The following is a 15,847-nucleotide window of genomic DNA, read 5'->3' on the forward strand; positions in this document are numbered from 1 at the left end:
GCGACGGCCGCCGGCCGCCGCGTCCGAGGACGCGGCGGCCGGCGGTTGGCGCATACCGTGGTGGGTCAGTGGCTGCGCTCACCGTTCTTCAGGACGTCCCAGGAGATGTTCATCGTCCAGTAGTAGCGCTCCGTGACCGTCGCTCCAGGCCCGGTACTGCCGTTGTTCCCCGGGCACGCGTGGTCGTGGCAGAAGGACCGCCAGTCCGTGTTGTTGTGACCGCGGAAGTTGACGGTGACCGTTCTCGCCTTCGCGTCGACCTGGACGACCTGGTACTCCTCGTTGTACGAACCGAACACCGCGTCGACGTCATTGGTGCCGACCATGCCGCCCGTGAGCATCGACGCGGCGTCGCGCCAGCTGCCGGGGCGGTCGACGTTCCGCCACTCGGCGTCCGCGTCGTAGGCCATGTCCTTGTGGTTCTTGTACATCTTGGCGATGTCGTACATCAGGTCGATGTTGTGCTCGTCGGTCGCGAGCTGCTGCACGATCTTCGAGTCCGGACCGAGGTAGAGGTCGCCCAGCCACTCGCCGTCACCGTCCAGCCACAGGCGGCCGAGGTCATAGGGGTCCAGGCTGTCGGCCGCGGCCCTCATCTCGGCAGTGAAGGAGTCCGGGATCTCGTTCTTGCCGTAGTAGCGCGGCATCGGGCGGCAGTTGCCCTCCGCGAGCGAGTGCCCGCCGCACCAACCCTTGTTCTGGTCCTTCTTCAGCTGCTGGAGGAACGTGCTCTTCCGCTGCCATTCGTCGGCCCGCAGCTTGTAGAAAGCCTGCCTCTCCTCCGAGTACGTCTTGTTGATCTCCTTCTGGAGCTGTGCGGCCGTGCCGGCCGAGATGCCGGTTTCGACGTCGTAGGCCATCAGACCCGTCGCGTCGCTCTTGTCGACCGGGCTGTTGTCCGCGTACGCGTAGCCGTTCCAGCTCTGTGGGTCGGTGCTGTCGAACAGCGGGTCCGTGCTGATGAAACGGCCCGCGGTGGGCAGGTACTCGCGTGCCCCCAGGTGCGTGAGGGCCGTCGCCGTGTCCTTGGCGCCGCCCACGAAGCCCTTGTCGCCGGCCCACGCCGACGGCTGGGTGCCGCGCGCGTTGCCGAAGGGGTCGGTGGGGCGCCGGGTCTCGGCCAGCGTCGACAGGTCGACACTGAGGCCGTTGGTGCCGTGGTGATCGGCGACCTGGACGACGAACGCGCCCGCGGCGGTGCCCGCGCCCGTGCGGACGATGGTCATGCCACCGGGGATCGGGTAGGAGCGGACGCCGGTCAGCGGCTGCGGCCTGGTGGCGGAGGTGGTGTCCACGGTCAGTTCGTCGGTGCCGAGGGTGATCGTGGTCTTGCCGGGGTTGCGGCGGACGAGCTGGTTGCCGTCCGCGTCGTAGACGTAGGTCGTCCTCGTGTCGGGGACGGTCCACTTCTGTCCGGCGGGCACCGTGGTCGCGCAGTCGCCGATGACGAGGTCGGTGCCGTCGGTGGTGACGTCGCCGGGGACGGCGAGGCAGCGGCCGGAGGCGGGGTTGTAGAAGGTGGTGTCGGTGCGCGCGGTCCAGGTCTGGGCGGCGGTGCCGTCACAGGGCTGGATCTGGACCGGCGAGCCGGCCGTGGTGCCCATGGCCTGCAGGCACTTGTTGCCGGTGGAGAGCCGGTCGCCGGCGGTGGCGAACCGCTGGCCCGCGCCGGAGTTGCAGGTGTAGATCTGCACCGGGTTGCCGCTCGTGGTGCTGCCGCCCTGCATGTCCATGCACTTGCCGCCGATGCCCTTGATCTGGGTGGCGGTGGTCAGCGAGGTGAGCTTGCCCTCGCTGTTCCAGGTCAGGTTGCTGGTACCGGCCTTGCCGGCGCGGAAGGACGTGGTGTTGCCGACCGCGTCGTACTGGAAGTTGTCGTTGCTGGTCGTCGTCGCCGTCTTGGCCGACGCCGTGAGCAGGGCGTGCGGACCGCCCGTGCCGCCGCCCGTGGTGGGCGCGGTGGTCGGGGTGTTGACGGTGCCGGGGGCGTTGAACGTCTGGGTGGTCGTCACGTCCTTCGTGGTGTCACCGGCCGGGTCGTGGGCGACCAGCTTGGTGCGGTTGCCGGTGAGGTCGTAGCCGTAGTCCTGCCAGTACGGTGCCGGGCCGCCGATGTTCGTGGCGGTCGGCGTCGTGGTGGCGCAGCCGCCCTGGTCCTGGGTCTGTCCGGTCTCCGGGGCGGTCAGGCCGCCGTTGTCGGTCCAGGCGGTGGTGAGCCGGCCGAGCGCGTCGTAGGTGAAGCACTGGCGGTCGGTCTGGGACGGGGTGTTGTCGGCGATGCCGGTGATCGAGGTGATCTGGCCGGAGTCGTTGTAGGTGTAGCCGGTCTGCTGCACGGCGCCCGTGGTGGACGTCTGCTTGTCGACGAACTGCTGCTTGACCCGGCCGGTGGCCTGGTCGTAGTCGGTGGTGGAGACGACCTGCGTGGCCCACGGGTTGACGGTCGAGCGGATGGGACGCCCGAAGGCGTCGTACTCCGTCTGCGTGTCGTATGTGGTCGCGCCCGCGTACTTGAACATCTGACCGTAGTCGTTGTACGAGTACACGATGTCGTCGAGCGGAAGCCCGCCGACCGCCGGGAGCACCGTCTCCTTCGCACTGCCGGTGATCTTGTCGTAGACCGTGCTGGTCGTGTACGTGAACGTGCCCGAGGCCAGTCCGGCGTCCGTGCCGGGGATGCTCACCGTGGATCCGGTGACGCGGTAGCCGTCGTCGTACCCCTTGATCGTGGTGGTGTACGCCTGGCCGCCGGTGCCGCCGACGTACCGCGTCGAGGAGGCGGGCTTGCCCTTGCCGGCCGTCGCGGTGTCGAAGGTCCACGCCGCGAGCTGCTTGTCGGTGGTGGTGGCGGTGCCGTCGAACATGCCGGCCTTCCGGCCGATCAGGTCGTAGGTGAAGGTGACCGTCTGGCCCTTGCCGTTGGTGGTGCTGCCGAGCCGTCCGGCGGTGTCCCACGTCTGCGTGGTCGTACCGGTGTCGGGGTCGGTCGCGGTGATCTGGCGGCCGCGCTGGTCGTAGCCGTACGACCAGGTGTTGCCCGCCGCGTCCTTACGGGTGAGCGGGCTGCCGTCCACCGTGTACGTGTAGCGGGTGATGGCGGCATCGGCCGGCAGGCCCGTCGCGGTGGGAGTGGTGTACTGCCACAGCTCCGTGGTGCGGCCGCGGCCGTCGGTGAGGGTCGTGGTCGGCGCGGAGCCCTTCGGTGGCACGACATCCGTCCGGTCGACGCCCTTGTAGACGGTCGTGGTACGGGACTGCTCCACGTTGTTCGACCAGGACGCGGTGACCACCGCGCGGCCCAGGCCGTCGTAGGTGGTGCGGATCTGCGACGGGATGCTGCCCTCCGCCGAGGGCAGCAGCGTGCCGGTCGGGCCCGAAACGCCGTTGTACCAGGGCGCGTTGGACGTCCGCGTGCGGCCCTGCGAGTCGAGCAGCGTGTCGGAGATCAGCCGGCCGGTGTACGCGGGGTTCGCCGGTGACGCCTGGGTCTGCCGGGTCCGGGCGAAGCCGTCGAGGATGTCGACGCTCTTGACGTAGACCGGAGTGTCACCGTCCCGCACCAGCTTGTTGGTGGTCGTCGTGGACGGAACGCCCTTCTGGTCGGAGACCGTGTAGCCGTACGTCATGTTGGCGTTCGGGTTGGCCGCGGGAGTGCGGCCGGGCAGCCAGACGGCGGTGAGGCGGCCGAGCGCGTCGTACGTCTCCGTGGTCGTCTTGAGGTTCGGATCCTTGACCGTCAGTGGCAGGTTGCGTCGCACGTCCATCGTGGTGACGGTGTCCCAAGTGCCCGTCGCGCCGGGCGCGGGGCCGGCGACCGTCACCGTGGCCGGCAGCTCACCGGTCGCCGCGGGCGTGTAGGTCGTCGTGGTGACGGCCCCGTCCAGGTGCTGGGCGTCCTTGGTGTTCGGGTCCTTGACCGAGGCGGTCCGGCCATAGGCGTCGTAGGTCGTGATCGCGGTCGGCACGAAGAAGGGCGAGCCGTCCGACTCGTACCGGTCCAGGACCTCCGCCTTCGTCGCGTCGCCCGTGGCGCCCGCCTGGCCGAACGCGAGGTTGTCGTAGGAGGTACGGGTCCGGGCGACGGTGTTGGCGGCCGCCGCCGCGGCGGTGCAGGCGTTCGCGCCGGAGACGACGAGCTTCTCCTTCACCAGGTCGGTGACCTGCGGGTCGGGCCCGGCGGCGTAGTCGAGGCGCGAGCACATGTCCGGCAGGCCCTCGGCCTGCTCCAGGGTGGTGACGGCGCGGTTGTTGTGCGCGGAGTCGGTGGTCGTGGTGGTGACCGTGGAGCGCCAGGTGCCGTCGGCCTTCTTGCCCTCGGCGGTGACGGTGGTCGTGGTGGCGCCGTACCGGGCGACGAGGTCCGGCAGACCGGAGCGCGTCTGGGTGGCGGTGGCCACCTCGCCTGAGGCGCCGCTGACGCTGCGGCTGACGACGCTGCCGCCGGCCTGGTCGTACGTCTCGGTCTGGAGCGTCTGGCCGCTGAGCCAGTCGTGGTCGGTGACCGACCGGCCGAGGGCGTCGGTGAGCTGGACGCTGCGGGCGCTGCCGTCCTTGCGGACGTCACCGTTCATGCCCTGCCGGTACGTGGTGCGCACCTGCGACTTGGGGCCGTCGTTGCCGCTGCCGGTGGTGGCGGTCACGGTGGCGAAGCCGCGGAACTCACCCCAGGTACGGGACTTGGCCTCGGTGAACTCGCTGTCGTCGCGGTGCCAGCCGGCCGGACCGTAGGCATAGCTGGTGATCTTCTGCGGGGCGTCGGTCGTGGTGTCGTTCTCGGTGAGCGAGGCGACGGTGTAGTGGTTGAACCAGTCCAGAACGGGGTCCGCGCCGGCGACCGAGCCGGGCGGGGACCAGCGGACCGGGTAGCAGGCCATGGTGTTGTCGTCCTCGGCGGGCGGCATCACGTGGTTGAGGCGCGAGCAGGCCGGAAGGTTGTAGTCGACGTTGAGGACGCCGCCGGTCTCGTTCTTGATCTGCTGGATGCGCGGCCGGTCCATCAGCGGCGGTGCGGGCACGAGGTCGGTGCCGTCGACCCGGTTCGCGAGCATCACGGGGACGAAGGTCACCGCGGGCAGCGTGAGCTCGGGGGTGCCGGCCTTGCCGGTGCGCTGGACCGAGTCGAGCCACAGGGCCTTCTGGCTGGTGGCGTCCTTCGGGTCGGGGAACGAGTGCTTCAGGACGTACGAGTCGACGTCCTGCCAGGCGTTGTTCACCCGGACCTGGGTCAGCACGGAGGCCAGCCGGCGGGTGGTGAAGAAGGTCGGCGAGAGCTGGGCGCAGGTGCCGGAGCTCTTGCACTCCTGGTCGACCGGGACGTCAGGCCAGTTGTTCTTGTTCGCCTCGGTGCGCTGCGAGGGGTCGCAGACGGCGGCGTCGAGGCAGCGCTCGGCGGTGGAGAGCGTCACCCGGACGGCGGGCTGGAGCGCGCCCTTGGCCGCGACCTGGTCGGACAGGCGCTGGCCGTACGCGATCGACGCCAGGGTGTTGGCGCGGGTGTACGCGGTGAGCGTGCCGGCGCCGGGGTTCTGGCCACCGCCACGACTGTAGTAGTTGGTCTCGGGAGCCCAGGTGTACGTCGTCAGGTTGCCGTGGGTGTCGACGGCGTAGTCCAATTGGAGGCGCTGCCACATCGTGCACCAGGAGCCGTTGCCCTTGGCCGCGTCGTAGCAGGGGTCGCCGGACTTGGGAGAGTACACCGGCACGCTGGACACGGAGTTCGTCGCCGCATCGCTCTTGTCACCACCGGGCAGGTGGTTGACGCCGAAGTAGTAGACGGTGCCGGCGGAGTCGGTGACCTTGGCATAGGCCCCGTCCCGGACACCGTTGGCGGCGCCCGAGCCGAACTCGATCTTCGTGCCGTCGTCGTTCTTCAGTCGCCACACACCGGTCGCCGCGTCCGTGGACGCCGCGCCGGTGGCGACGCGGACGAGCTGCCCGGAGTGGCCGCCGAGCGAGAGACTGGCGTTGAAGCCGCCCCAGCACTGGTCGCCGGAGTTGGTGATCCCCGCCTTGTCGCAGGGCTTGTAGGTGCGCTCGATGAAGCCGGGGTTGAGGTCCCAGCCGTCGCCGATCCACGACGCCTGCGCGTTGGTGGCGGAGGTGCGGCCGTCCACGGAGGAGGAGTCGTAGCCCAGCGCGAGCGACGGCGCCTGGCCGCCGAGGGCCGGAGGCAGCTGGAACGGGTAGCTGTAGGTCAGCGCGCCCGAGGAGCCGCCGGCGGACCAGGCCGAGGACGGGTTCAGGCCGGACGCCTTGTAGTCGCCGCCACCACCCGAGGAGCCGGTTTCGGCGGCGAGCAGCATCGGGGCGCTCGCGCCACCAGCCGACGCGAGGAGCGGCGACTGGGCCGTGCCCCCGGTGACCCGGGCGGGCGCGGGCGCCACGGCCGGCACGGCGAGGTCGGCCGTCAGCCGGCCGGTGGCCTTGTCGTAGTGGGCGGTCAGCGGGGTGCGGACCCGGCAGGACGCGAGCGCGGGGGTGGTCGCGGCACACGCGGGCAGCGCCACCAGGCGGCCGCGCGCGGCGAACTGCCCGCCGGTGGCGCGCTGGAGCTCCGCCAGGTCGAGGCCGACCTCCACCTTGACCGCGCCGGACGCGCCCCGGGCGGCCGGTGCGCCGACCGCGGCGACCGAGAACAGCAGGCCGTGCACGCCGGCGGCGCGGGCCGCCTTGCCGTCCTGGCGTACGACGGTCACCGCGGGCAGCGGGGTCCTGGGCGCCTTGCCGGCGGGTCCGACCCACACGGGGAGCCGGCCGGCGCGGGCCGGGGCCGTCGTGGGCAGCGCGGTGCCGCTCAGCGCGGTGACGGCCGGCACGGCGGGGGTCGCCGTGGCGCGCTTCGGCACCGCGTGCGGCGGGGCCACCGGGCGGCGCTTCTTCGCCGTGGTCCCGGATATAGAGGCGGTGTGCGGCAGCGGTGTCTTCGGCGGCTGCCAGATTCTGTCGAAGTCCGGCTTCACCGGCGCGGCCTGGACCGCCGGCGCTGCCAGAAGAGACGCCGTCAGGGCCACGATCAGCGGAACGGTCGCCCGTGTCCGTGAAAGTCGCCCGGATCGGCGCATGCCAAAGCGTGGCATCGCTCATCCCCCGTTGAAAGTCGAAAGCAGGTAGGGGCCGCCGGTCCGTCCGATCGACGGCACGAATCGACGGCACAATCGGACGGGAAGGTAGCAGTCGCGCCAACTTCGCGTACGGGATGAGTAGTTGAAACAGGCATGTGTTCTAGATCACTCCGTGTGCAATCCGTGAAGCTCGCACACAAGTCGGACACATGCCGCGTGGCGGAATTTGATCGGCCGACATGGCCCTGTCAATGTGCCCCCGATCTCTGCGCGCCACGCGCCGGGACCACGCACATGCATGGGGGAGTACACGAGCATGTCCACTGCACCAAGAGCCGGACTACGACGGCCGGTCGCGGCCGCCGCCGTCCTGGCCATATCCGCGGCGATGCTGGCCGCCACGCCCTACGCGGCACAGGCCGCGCCGTCGCCCAAGCCCGATCCGTCGGCCTCCCCGGCCGCTCCCGCCCCCTCCGGGGGAAGCTCCGAGCGTCCCAAGCCGACGGCGGCCCGCGCCGCCCTGGAGCAGGCGAGGCTGAAGGCCAGGACGACCGGCAAAAACGTCCAGGTTCCCGAACTCACCGACGAGTTCAGCACCACGGTCGTCACGCCCCAGGGCAAGCTCCGCACCGAGCGCAGCCTCGAAGCCGAGCGCATGAAGGGCAAGGGCGGCGGCTGGGTCAGCCTCGACGACACCCTGGTCACCCGCGCGGACGGCACCGTGGCCCCGAAGGCCGCCGACTCCGACCTGGTGATCTCCGGCGGCGGCACCGGCCCGCTGGCCACCATGACCACCGAGGACGGCCGACAGCTCGCCGTCTCCTCGCCGTTCCCCGGCGCGCTGCCCAAGCCGGTCCTCAGCGGCAACGGCGCCCTCTTCGAGAACGTGGCGCCCGACACCGACCTCAAGGTCACCGCCACCAGGTGGGGCGGCTACGGCACCGTCGTGATCCTCCGCAGCCCGGCCGCCGCCGCCAACCCGGCGGTGAAGAACCTGGTGTTCCCCGCCGAGACCAAGGGCCTCACGCTCGCCAAGGACAAGGACGGCAACCTCACCGCCGACGCCGGCCGGAACACCGTCTTCCGCTCGCCCGCCCCGATCATGTGGTCCGCGAAGGAGGCCCGGCAGCCGGCCGCACGCGGCGGCAAGTACGCCGACATGGACGCCGCCGCGCCCGTCGACAAGGCCAACGGCGCCGTCGACGGCCTGAGCAGCCCCGAAGGCCCCGGCGCCCGCGCCACCGTCGCCAAGATCCCGGTCACCCGGGCGAAGGCGACCGGCCCGGCAGGCAAGGGCCGCGGCGCCATCGCGCTGGCCCCCAGCATGGACCTGCTCGACGGCGCGGACACCAGCTACCCGGTCTACATCGACCCGGACTGGTCGCGCGACTCCCGCGGCAAGCAGCACCACGCCTGGGTCATGCAGGCCTGGCCCGGCACGAGCAACTTCGACCGCACCGGCTCCAACGACCGGGACCACCCCGGCATGGGCTACCAGGGCTGGGAGTCCCCGTACGGCATCGAGCGCGCCCTGTTCGAGTTCGACATCAACGGGTACTACGGCTCGACGATCAACTACGCCAACCTGCGCGTCAACCAGTACATCTCCTCGGACTGGTCCTGTTCCACGACGTATCCCGTGAACGTCTACCGGGCCAACGAGTTCGACGGCTCGGTGTCCTGGAACAACCACGTGGTCCGCGAATGGCTCGACGGCAAGTGGGTGCCCGGCAACGGCACCAACTCCGCCTGCTACGCGGACATCCCGGTCGACTTCAACGTCACCGGCGCGATGCGGGACGCGATCCGCGACACCAGCAAGCCGCTCGCCTTCGTCCTGCGCGGCAACGAGGGCTCCGGCGACAAGATGGGCTTCAAGCGGTTCAACTACAACGCCACGCTCAGCACCGAGTACGACTTCCCGCCCAACACCCCGGACAACCTGCGCGCCGACCCGGTCCCGCGGCGCGTCGTCGCAGGTGACACCCAGGCCTGCGGCTCGGTGCCCTCGTCCTCGTACGGCTGGGTCACCGACAGCCACACCGACCTGGTCTCCCGGGTCAGCAGCCCGAACCAGGGCCAGCTCACCGAGTGGGCCGACGTCTGGGACGAGACCGCGGGCGCGACCGCGAACCAGGGCTGGTCCGGCTTCGTGTCGAACTGGTCGGAGGCCAGGTACTCCGTGCCGGTCGGCACCCTGCAGAACGGCCACAACTACGCCTGGGCCACCCACGGCGACGACGGCCTGCTGCGCGGCCCGTCCAGCACCACCTGCCACTTCGCCGTCGACATGACCCCGCCGGTCATGGCCTTCGGCCGGTTCACCGACCCCAACACCCAGTACCCGCCCGCCGGCAACGGCCAGATCACCAACCTGCGCCTCGGCGACACCGGCTCCATCCCGATCTCCGCCTCCGACCCGAGCCCGGGCGCCGGACTGCGCTCCTCGGGCCTGGCCTGCGTCCAGTGGAGCTTCGACCCTCAGCTCGCCGGCGCCCAGCAGAGCTGCGGCAGCCCGCTGAGCGTCAGCGGCATCAGCGTCAAGCCCACCCACTGGGGCACCAACATCGTCTACGCGCGGGTCCTCGACGAGGCCGGCAACGCCTCCCAGACCCTCTCGTACGCCTTCTACGTGCCGTGGAAGGACGGCCCGGTGGCCTTCGGCGACACCACCGGTGACGCCCGACCCGACATCCTGATCCCCGACACCGCCGGCAACCTGGTCACCCACGGCCGCGCCACCGACGGCAGCACCGCCAGCATGCTGCCCAGCGGCACCGCGGCGACCGCCCTCCAGGCGCCCGAGGTGAGCTCCGGCCGCACCTGGAAGGACTACCGGATCGCGCACCGCGGCTCGCTCGACCCGGGCCGCAACGTCGACGACCTGTTCGTCCACCGCGAGCCCGCCACGGTCGGCGCGCTCGGCGGCAGCGAGCTGTTCGCCTACGACAACACCCTCTCCAAGCCGGGGGTGTTCACCCTCGGCACCAAGCACACCGTCGACAAGCCGGACTGCGACACCGCGTACGCGAGCTCCTGCGCCGGCTACCAGAACGTCGGCACCTGGCAGTACTCCAGCCAGATCACCCCGACCGGCCCGGCCCGCACCTCGCGCACGCCGAGCCGCAAGGTCTCCGACGCCACCGGACTGCTCGCCGTCGAGGCCGGCAAGCTCTGGTTCTATCCGGTCAAGTCGAACCAGACGCTCGCCCCGCCGACCCTGGTGTCCGGCACCGGCGACTGGGACGACAAGGACCTGATGGTCCCGGGCAACACCCTCGACCTGTCCACCGCCACCACGGCGGACACCGCCCCGGCCCTGTGGGTGCGCAACCGTACCAGCGGCGACATCTTCCAGTACAAGCTCGCCATCGGCACCCGCACCGACGACGTCCTCGGGGTCACGTACACCGTGATCACCGGCGTCACGGCGCAGCCCGCGGCCCGCATCGGCTACGGCATCACCGGCTCCGGCTACCCGCGCGTCGGCTCCGACGGCGACGTCACCGACGACGGAGTGCCCGACTTCTGGGCCCTCGACACGGCCGGCACGCTGCACTCCTGGGCGGGCGCGGTGAACTCCGGCGCGGTGAACGGTTTCACGGGCTACCACGTGCGCGGCAACACCCAGGCGCCGACCACGCAGTGGCGCCTGGACAACAAGAAGTCCGTCCCGGCCGGCTCCGACCTCACCGAGGCGAACATCAGCTACGGCGCCGACACCGTCGACGGCCGTGCCACCAACGTCGCCGTCTTCAGCGACACCCTGAAGTCCAGCCTCACCGCACCGGCCTCGGTCGTCGACACCCGGCAGAGCTTCACGATCAGCACCTGGGCGAAGATGGACAAGCCCGACGGCGTGATCGTCAGTCAGGACACCGGCCACGCCAGTGCGTTCATGCTGTGGGCCGACTCCGGCAACTGGCGCTTCGCCATCGCCCGCGGTGACGACGACGGCTGGCCGTACGACTTCAACGCCACGGTCAACCCGGCCAACGTCTTCCAGGCCGGCGTCTGGACCCAGCTCACGGCGACGTACGACGCCACCACCGGCGCCATGAGCCTGTACGTCAACGGCCGGCTGGCGTCCAGCGGCTACCACGCGGCGAGCAGCAGCCCGGCGCCGAGCGGCAAGCTCGTCATGGGCCGCTACAAGTACCAGAGCCTGCCCAGCAACTGGCTGGCCGGCCGGGTCAGCAACCTCGCCGTCTACCAGGGCTACGTCCCACAGGCCACCACGGCCGGCACGCCGATCCGCTTCGCCGCCTCCCCGGACATCTGCATGGACGCGCCGAACAACAACAGCGGAAACGGCATGCACCCCCAGCTGTGGGGCTGCAACGGCACCGACGCGCAGAAGCTCAGCGTCAACGCCAACGGCACCCTGACCCAGCAGGGCCAGTGCGTCGCCGTCCCCAGCAGCCAGACCACGTCGGGCAGCGGCATCATCTTCTGGCAGTGCCTCGGCGAGGGCGGCCAGCAGTGGCTCCCGCGCGCCGACGGCTCGATCTACAACCCGCAGTCGGGCCGCTGCCTCGACGTGCCCTGGGCGAACCACAACTGGGGCACACTGTTCCAGCTGTTCGACTGCAACGGCACCCCGGCGCAGCAGTGGAGCGTCCCGGCGATCTTCACGCCCGCTCTGCCGGTCAACCCATAGCACGCCGGCCTGAGCGGATCACCGCATGACCGAACGCCCCGTCCCTCGCGGACGGGGCGTTCGCGCGTCTTCGAGGACGCGTTCGGTCGTCCTCGGGTGGATCGGAGACGGCGACACGGCTGAACGGGGCCTCGGGGCCGGGTCCATCCACAGGACGGGCCGTCGGCGCGGCGCGCGACGAAGTCGGTGCCGTCCGGGCCGTACCGGACGCCCACGCAACGGCCCCGAAGCCACCGGCCCCGGCCGGCCTCGCCCCGCTCACCGACCCGGACGACAGCGCCTGCGGCACGGTCAACCAGGACGCCGCCCACCTGGCCGTCTGCACCATCGTCCACGACACCCGCGCCCACAACAACAGGAACCCGCGCCACGGCTTCTTCGGCGACCCGCACCGCCCGGTCCCCGGCCACTACTACGGCCCCCTCATCGCAGCCGACCGCTACTGACGACGAGCACGTCGCCCCGAAGGCCGAGCCCGGGGCCGTCTTCGTCAAGGCGCGCCTGCGCCGGTGGGCAAGGAACACGCCCGCCGCGGCGATCACAGTCGTGAGCACGGGTATCCGGTTGCCGGGCGCGTCGAGGGCGTGCGCGGCGCCCTGCGTCTTCTCCGGCTGATCGGACGGGAAGGGCGCCGTCTGCTTGTCGACGTCCGGGATCTTCTCCGCCGGTTCCAGGCCCGCGTCCACCAGCTCCTGCCCGACCCGGTCCGCTGCGGCGCCGACGTCGCTCGGGCGTAGCGGCCCTGGTTTCGGCACGACGAAGCGTGTCGTCGGAGCCTGACGGGACTCGCACAGCGGCAGGGTCACCCAGATGCCCGTGCCGGCTGCGGCGCTCTCCCGCCCGGTCGATCCTGGTGGCATGACGCCCCACCGGCCTCAACCCCAGGTCATCGTGCACGGCCCCGACGGCCGGGGGCTGCGCGAGGTCAGCGTGGGAGGGGAGACCGTGGGTCGGGCATGGTCGCCGCGGGACCTCCGCCGTGTGCTGCGGCGGGCCGGGGTGCCCGCGGACATCGACCTCGGGAACCCCGGGCAGGTCCGGTGGCGAGCCGACCCGGGCCTGTGGCCGGACCGCCCCTGGCGGAGGCGCTCCAGGGCCTGCCTCATGATGCTCGGACTCCTGGTGTCCGCCGCCGTGCTCTTTCGGGTCGGGCTGACGGACACCCTCGGGGCGCTGACCTTCGGCGGGCGGGTCATGGGTGTGGTGTTCCTCGCCGGCGCCCTGGTGGAGACGGTCGCGGCAGCCGCCGCCCTCGACTACTGGGGCAAGCGGGCCACCCGGTACGCGGGGCAGGCCGTGCTGCTGGGCGTCGTCATCGTCACCGTGACGAGCCTGATGTTCTTGGTCCTGCAGTGGGAGGGGGGCTATCACGCCGGTCTGTTCTGGCTCTGGATCCTGCTGGTCGCCTGGTCCGCCTGGGCGCTGTGGGAAGTGAGTCGACAGAGGGTCTGGCGGGGGATTCCCCACCCGAAGAGTTTCGCGACCGGAGTCGCCCTGTCGGCTCTCATCGGTTCGGCGAGCGTGGCGTACTCCGCCATGTACACCCCGTACGTCGCCCCGCCCAAGGTCCCCTTCATGGTGTCCTTCGGGAAACCGACCCTGAACGCCGCCCGGACCAGCCTGTACGTACCGGCCCACCTGACGTTCCGCAACGAGGGAGCCATCAGCATCTTCGTCGTCGGAACGCAGTGGACGGCCACGAGCTGGCCGAGCACCTTCCGCGAGAAGGGCACCGGTCTGACGAGGTGGCGGGACGAACTGGGCGATGGCTGGGACACCTACCGCTACGAGGACTTCGACGCCCCGACCCGCCTGCTGGCGGCGGGCCAGATCACCTCCGCGGGCAGCCGCCTCGACCCCGGTGACGACTTCTCCAGGCAGGTCGTCGTCGAAGTGCCCCTGAAGGACGCAGGCCAGGGACGCATCGCGCTGGACGCGTCGATCTCGTTCATCCGGGCCGACCGCTGCAAGCTCGCCAACAGCTACCCGCAGTCGATCGAGTACTCGTGGGACGTGGACTCCGCCGAGCGGAAGCACGTCTGGGACGCCCCGTCGTGGCTCGCGAAGCCAGGCGACGACTTCTTCCGCTACCGGTCGAGGATCTACCGCAGCAGTGCAGTCATGAACATGACCCACGCACCCGACTGGGCAGCCATGTGGTGGGTGATCCCGAAATGGCACGAGGGAGACCTCTTCGGGCCCGGAGACACCCTCCCCTACATGCAGGTCCACATCGCCCACGATCCCGACAGCCGGGAAGTCCTGAGCGAGGACGAGCAGGAGCCGTACGGAATGAAGACCAGGTCGACGTCAGTCGATCAACCGGTCGCCCTGCTCCGCCGGGCCGCCGAGACGCCCTAGGTTCTGTCGTCAAATGTCACGCCACTGCTTCAAGCGGTCGAAGCACCCTTCCACGACGTCGCGGTGCTTGTATGCCTCACGGGCGAAGGCCGGCGGACGGCCTCCGCGGCTACCTCGCCGGACCCGGTTGCGGACCTGACCGGCCCGCTCGGGGATCGTGTGGGCGACGCCCCGGCGACGGAGCCGGGCGCGGAGCGCCTGCGAGCTGTAGCCCTGATCGCCCAGGACGTGACCGGGCCGGATCCGGGTGCCCCGGGTCCGACCCGGGGCACCCTGATCGCTTCCATCACGGCGGTGAACCGGGTGCAGTCGTCGGTGCTGCCGCCCGTGACGACGAACGCGAGCGGACGGCCCCTCCCGTCGCAGGCCAGGTGGGTTGCGCTGGTCATACCGCCTCGGGACCGGCCAAGGGCCGGGTCAGAAGTCGGGGCAGAGGTGCATGTGGGAAGCTTCGAGGATCTTCGCGGCGGTGGCGAGGCCGTGGCCCTCCGGGTGGGTCGGACTGGTCCACCGCTTGTTGGTGATGTCGATCTGCTTGGCCGTGTCGCCGGGGTAGCGCCTATAGGTGGAGCAGGTGTCCTTACCCCGGCTGACGGCCTTGTCCTCCTTGCCGTGGACGATGTCGGGGTCGATCGTGTCGAGGAAGGCGAGGAACGCGCCGCGGTCTTCGGGAGAGGGCTCGGGCGGGATGCCGTTGGCGGCGCGGATGCTCTCTCTGGCCTCGGGGCTCAGGGTGGTCTCGGCGGCGCTGGGCCTGCTCTCGGGCTTGCCCGCGGGCCGGTCGGGCTTGGGGGTGGTGCCGCAGGCGGTCAGTGCGAGTGCGAGGGTGGCGGCGGCAACGAGGCCGGTGGTCGTGGTTCGCATCGGGTCAGCAGCTCTCTTCGAACTTCACGGCGGTGAGGGTGACGGGCCGGCCGTCGAGCTTGGTGCCGGCGGCGGGTTCCTGAGTGCAGACCTGCCAGTTGGATTCGACGATGACCATACGGTCCCGGGGCGAGGCATCGGTGACGGTGAGACTGGTGGAACTGTCGAGCGACTCCCGGGCGACCTTGACGGACTTCCCGGTGAAGTCGGGCATGGTGGTGCTGACTTGGGGGTCGGTGCTGCCCTGGTCATTGTTCGGGCAGTCCTCTTCGAGCTTGACCGCCGCAAAGTCGATCTTGACGTCGTTGGGGTGCTTGCCTGCGGCCGGGATCTGGCCGCAGACCTTCCAGTTCCTGTCGAGGGCCTGCATGCGTCCACGGCCGAGGGCGTCGTGGGAGTGCAGGTTGTAGAAGCCGGCGGCCTGTGCCTGGTCCTGCGCGGACTGGAGGCCCTTGCCCGTCATGTCGGGCAAGGTGCCCGCCTCGGCATCGGCCTCGGGGTCCTTGGTCGTGGCGGCCGCGGTCGGTTCGGTGGACCGGGCCGGGCGCGGTGTGTCCGAGCCGGGCTTGCTACCCCCTTCGCAGGCGGTGAGGCCGAGGACGAGAGTGGCGCCCGCGATGAGGGTGGTGATCTTGATGCGCATCGGGTCAGGCTGCCGGATTGTGTACAACCCGTGTGGGGACTTGATCAGGTTGTGATGATCCAGCTGTCGCCTGGCATGGGGGGGAGAAGCGATCAGGCACGGAGCGGCAGCCTCGGCGGGCGATGCGGGGACGCCACGTCTTTCACCGGGGTCTGGCTGCCGGGGTCGCCGACACAGCAGTGACGGCCAGACCCCATCCGGGCCACCTCCGTTGCAGGACCCGGTGGTGGTACCGCCGAGGAGCCGGCGCGGGGGTCC

At 70.7% G+C, this 15,847-nt stretch carries 5 protein-coding genes and 1 pseudogene; 2 read left to right on the plus strand and 4 right to left on the minus strand.

Annotated features, from left to right (window positions below):
• Positions 1–65 precede the first annotated feature (65 nt).
• Positions 66–7,010: a ricin-type beta-trefoil lectin domain protein gene (locus tag ACH4TP_RS32600; RefSeq protein ID WP_398439956.1), complete on the minus strand. Its 6,945-nt coding sequence runs from the start codon at positions 7,008–7,010 to the stop codon at positions 66–68.
• 367 nt (positions 7,011–7,377) lie between these two features.
• Here ACH4TP_RS32600 and ACH4TP_RS32605 point away from each other — a divergent pair, with 367 nt between their 5' ends.
• Positions 7,378–11,721 carry a ricin-type beta-trefoil lectin domain protein gene (locus ACH4TP_RS32605; protein ID WP_398439957.1) on the plus strand — a complete coding sequence of 1,448 codons (4,344 nt, stop codon included), beginning with the start codon at positions 7,378–7,380 and terminating at the stop codon, positions 11,719–11,721.
• A gap of 858 nt (positions 11,722–12,579) precedes the next feature.
• On the plus strand, positions 12,580–14,082 hold the full coding sequence (locus ACH4TP_RS32610) for a hypothetical protein (protein ID WP_398439958.1): 1,503 nt from the start codon (positions 12,580–12,582) through the stop codon (positions 14,080–14,082).
• A 12-nt stretch (positions 14,083–14,094) separates the two neighbouring features.
• On the opposite strand, the pseudogene ACH4TP_RS32615 reads toward ACH4TP_RS32610, so the two are convergent.
• The 3 genes and pseudogenes from ACH4TP_RS32615 to ACH4TP_RS32625 form a co-directional block, all read right to left on the minus strand.
• A pseudogene (locus ACH4TP_RS32615) lies at positions 14,095–14,495 on the minus strand (transposase); the annotation flags it as partial.
• A gap of 4 nt (positions 14,496–14,499) precedes the next feature.
• Complete coding sequence (locus ACH4TP_RS32620) at positions 14,500–14,946, minus strand: DUF732 domain-containing protein (protein ID WP_398439959.1); 447 nt, start codon at positions 14,944–14,946, stop codon at positions 14,500–14,502.
• 4 nt (positions 14,947–14,950) lie between these two features.
• Positions 14,951–15,589 carry a PASTA domain-containing protein gene (locus ACH4TP_RS32625; protein ID WP_398439960.1) on the minus strand — a complete coding sequence of 213 codons (639 nt, stop codon included), beginning with the start codon at positions 15,587–15,589 and terminating at the stop codon, positions 14,951–14,953.
• Between the last annotated feature and the right edge of the window lie 258 nt (positions 15,590–15,847).

Source organism: Streptomyces sp. NPDC021012, from assembly GCF_044333355.1.
In the GTDB taxonomy this organism is placed as follows: domain Bacteria; phylum Actinomycetota; class Actinomycetes; order Streptomycetales; family Streptomycetaceae; genus Streptomyces.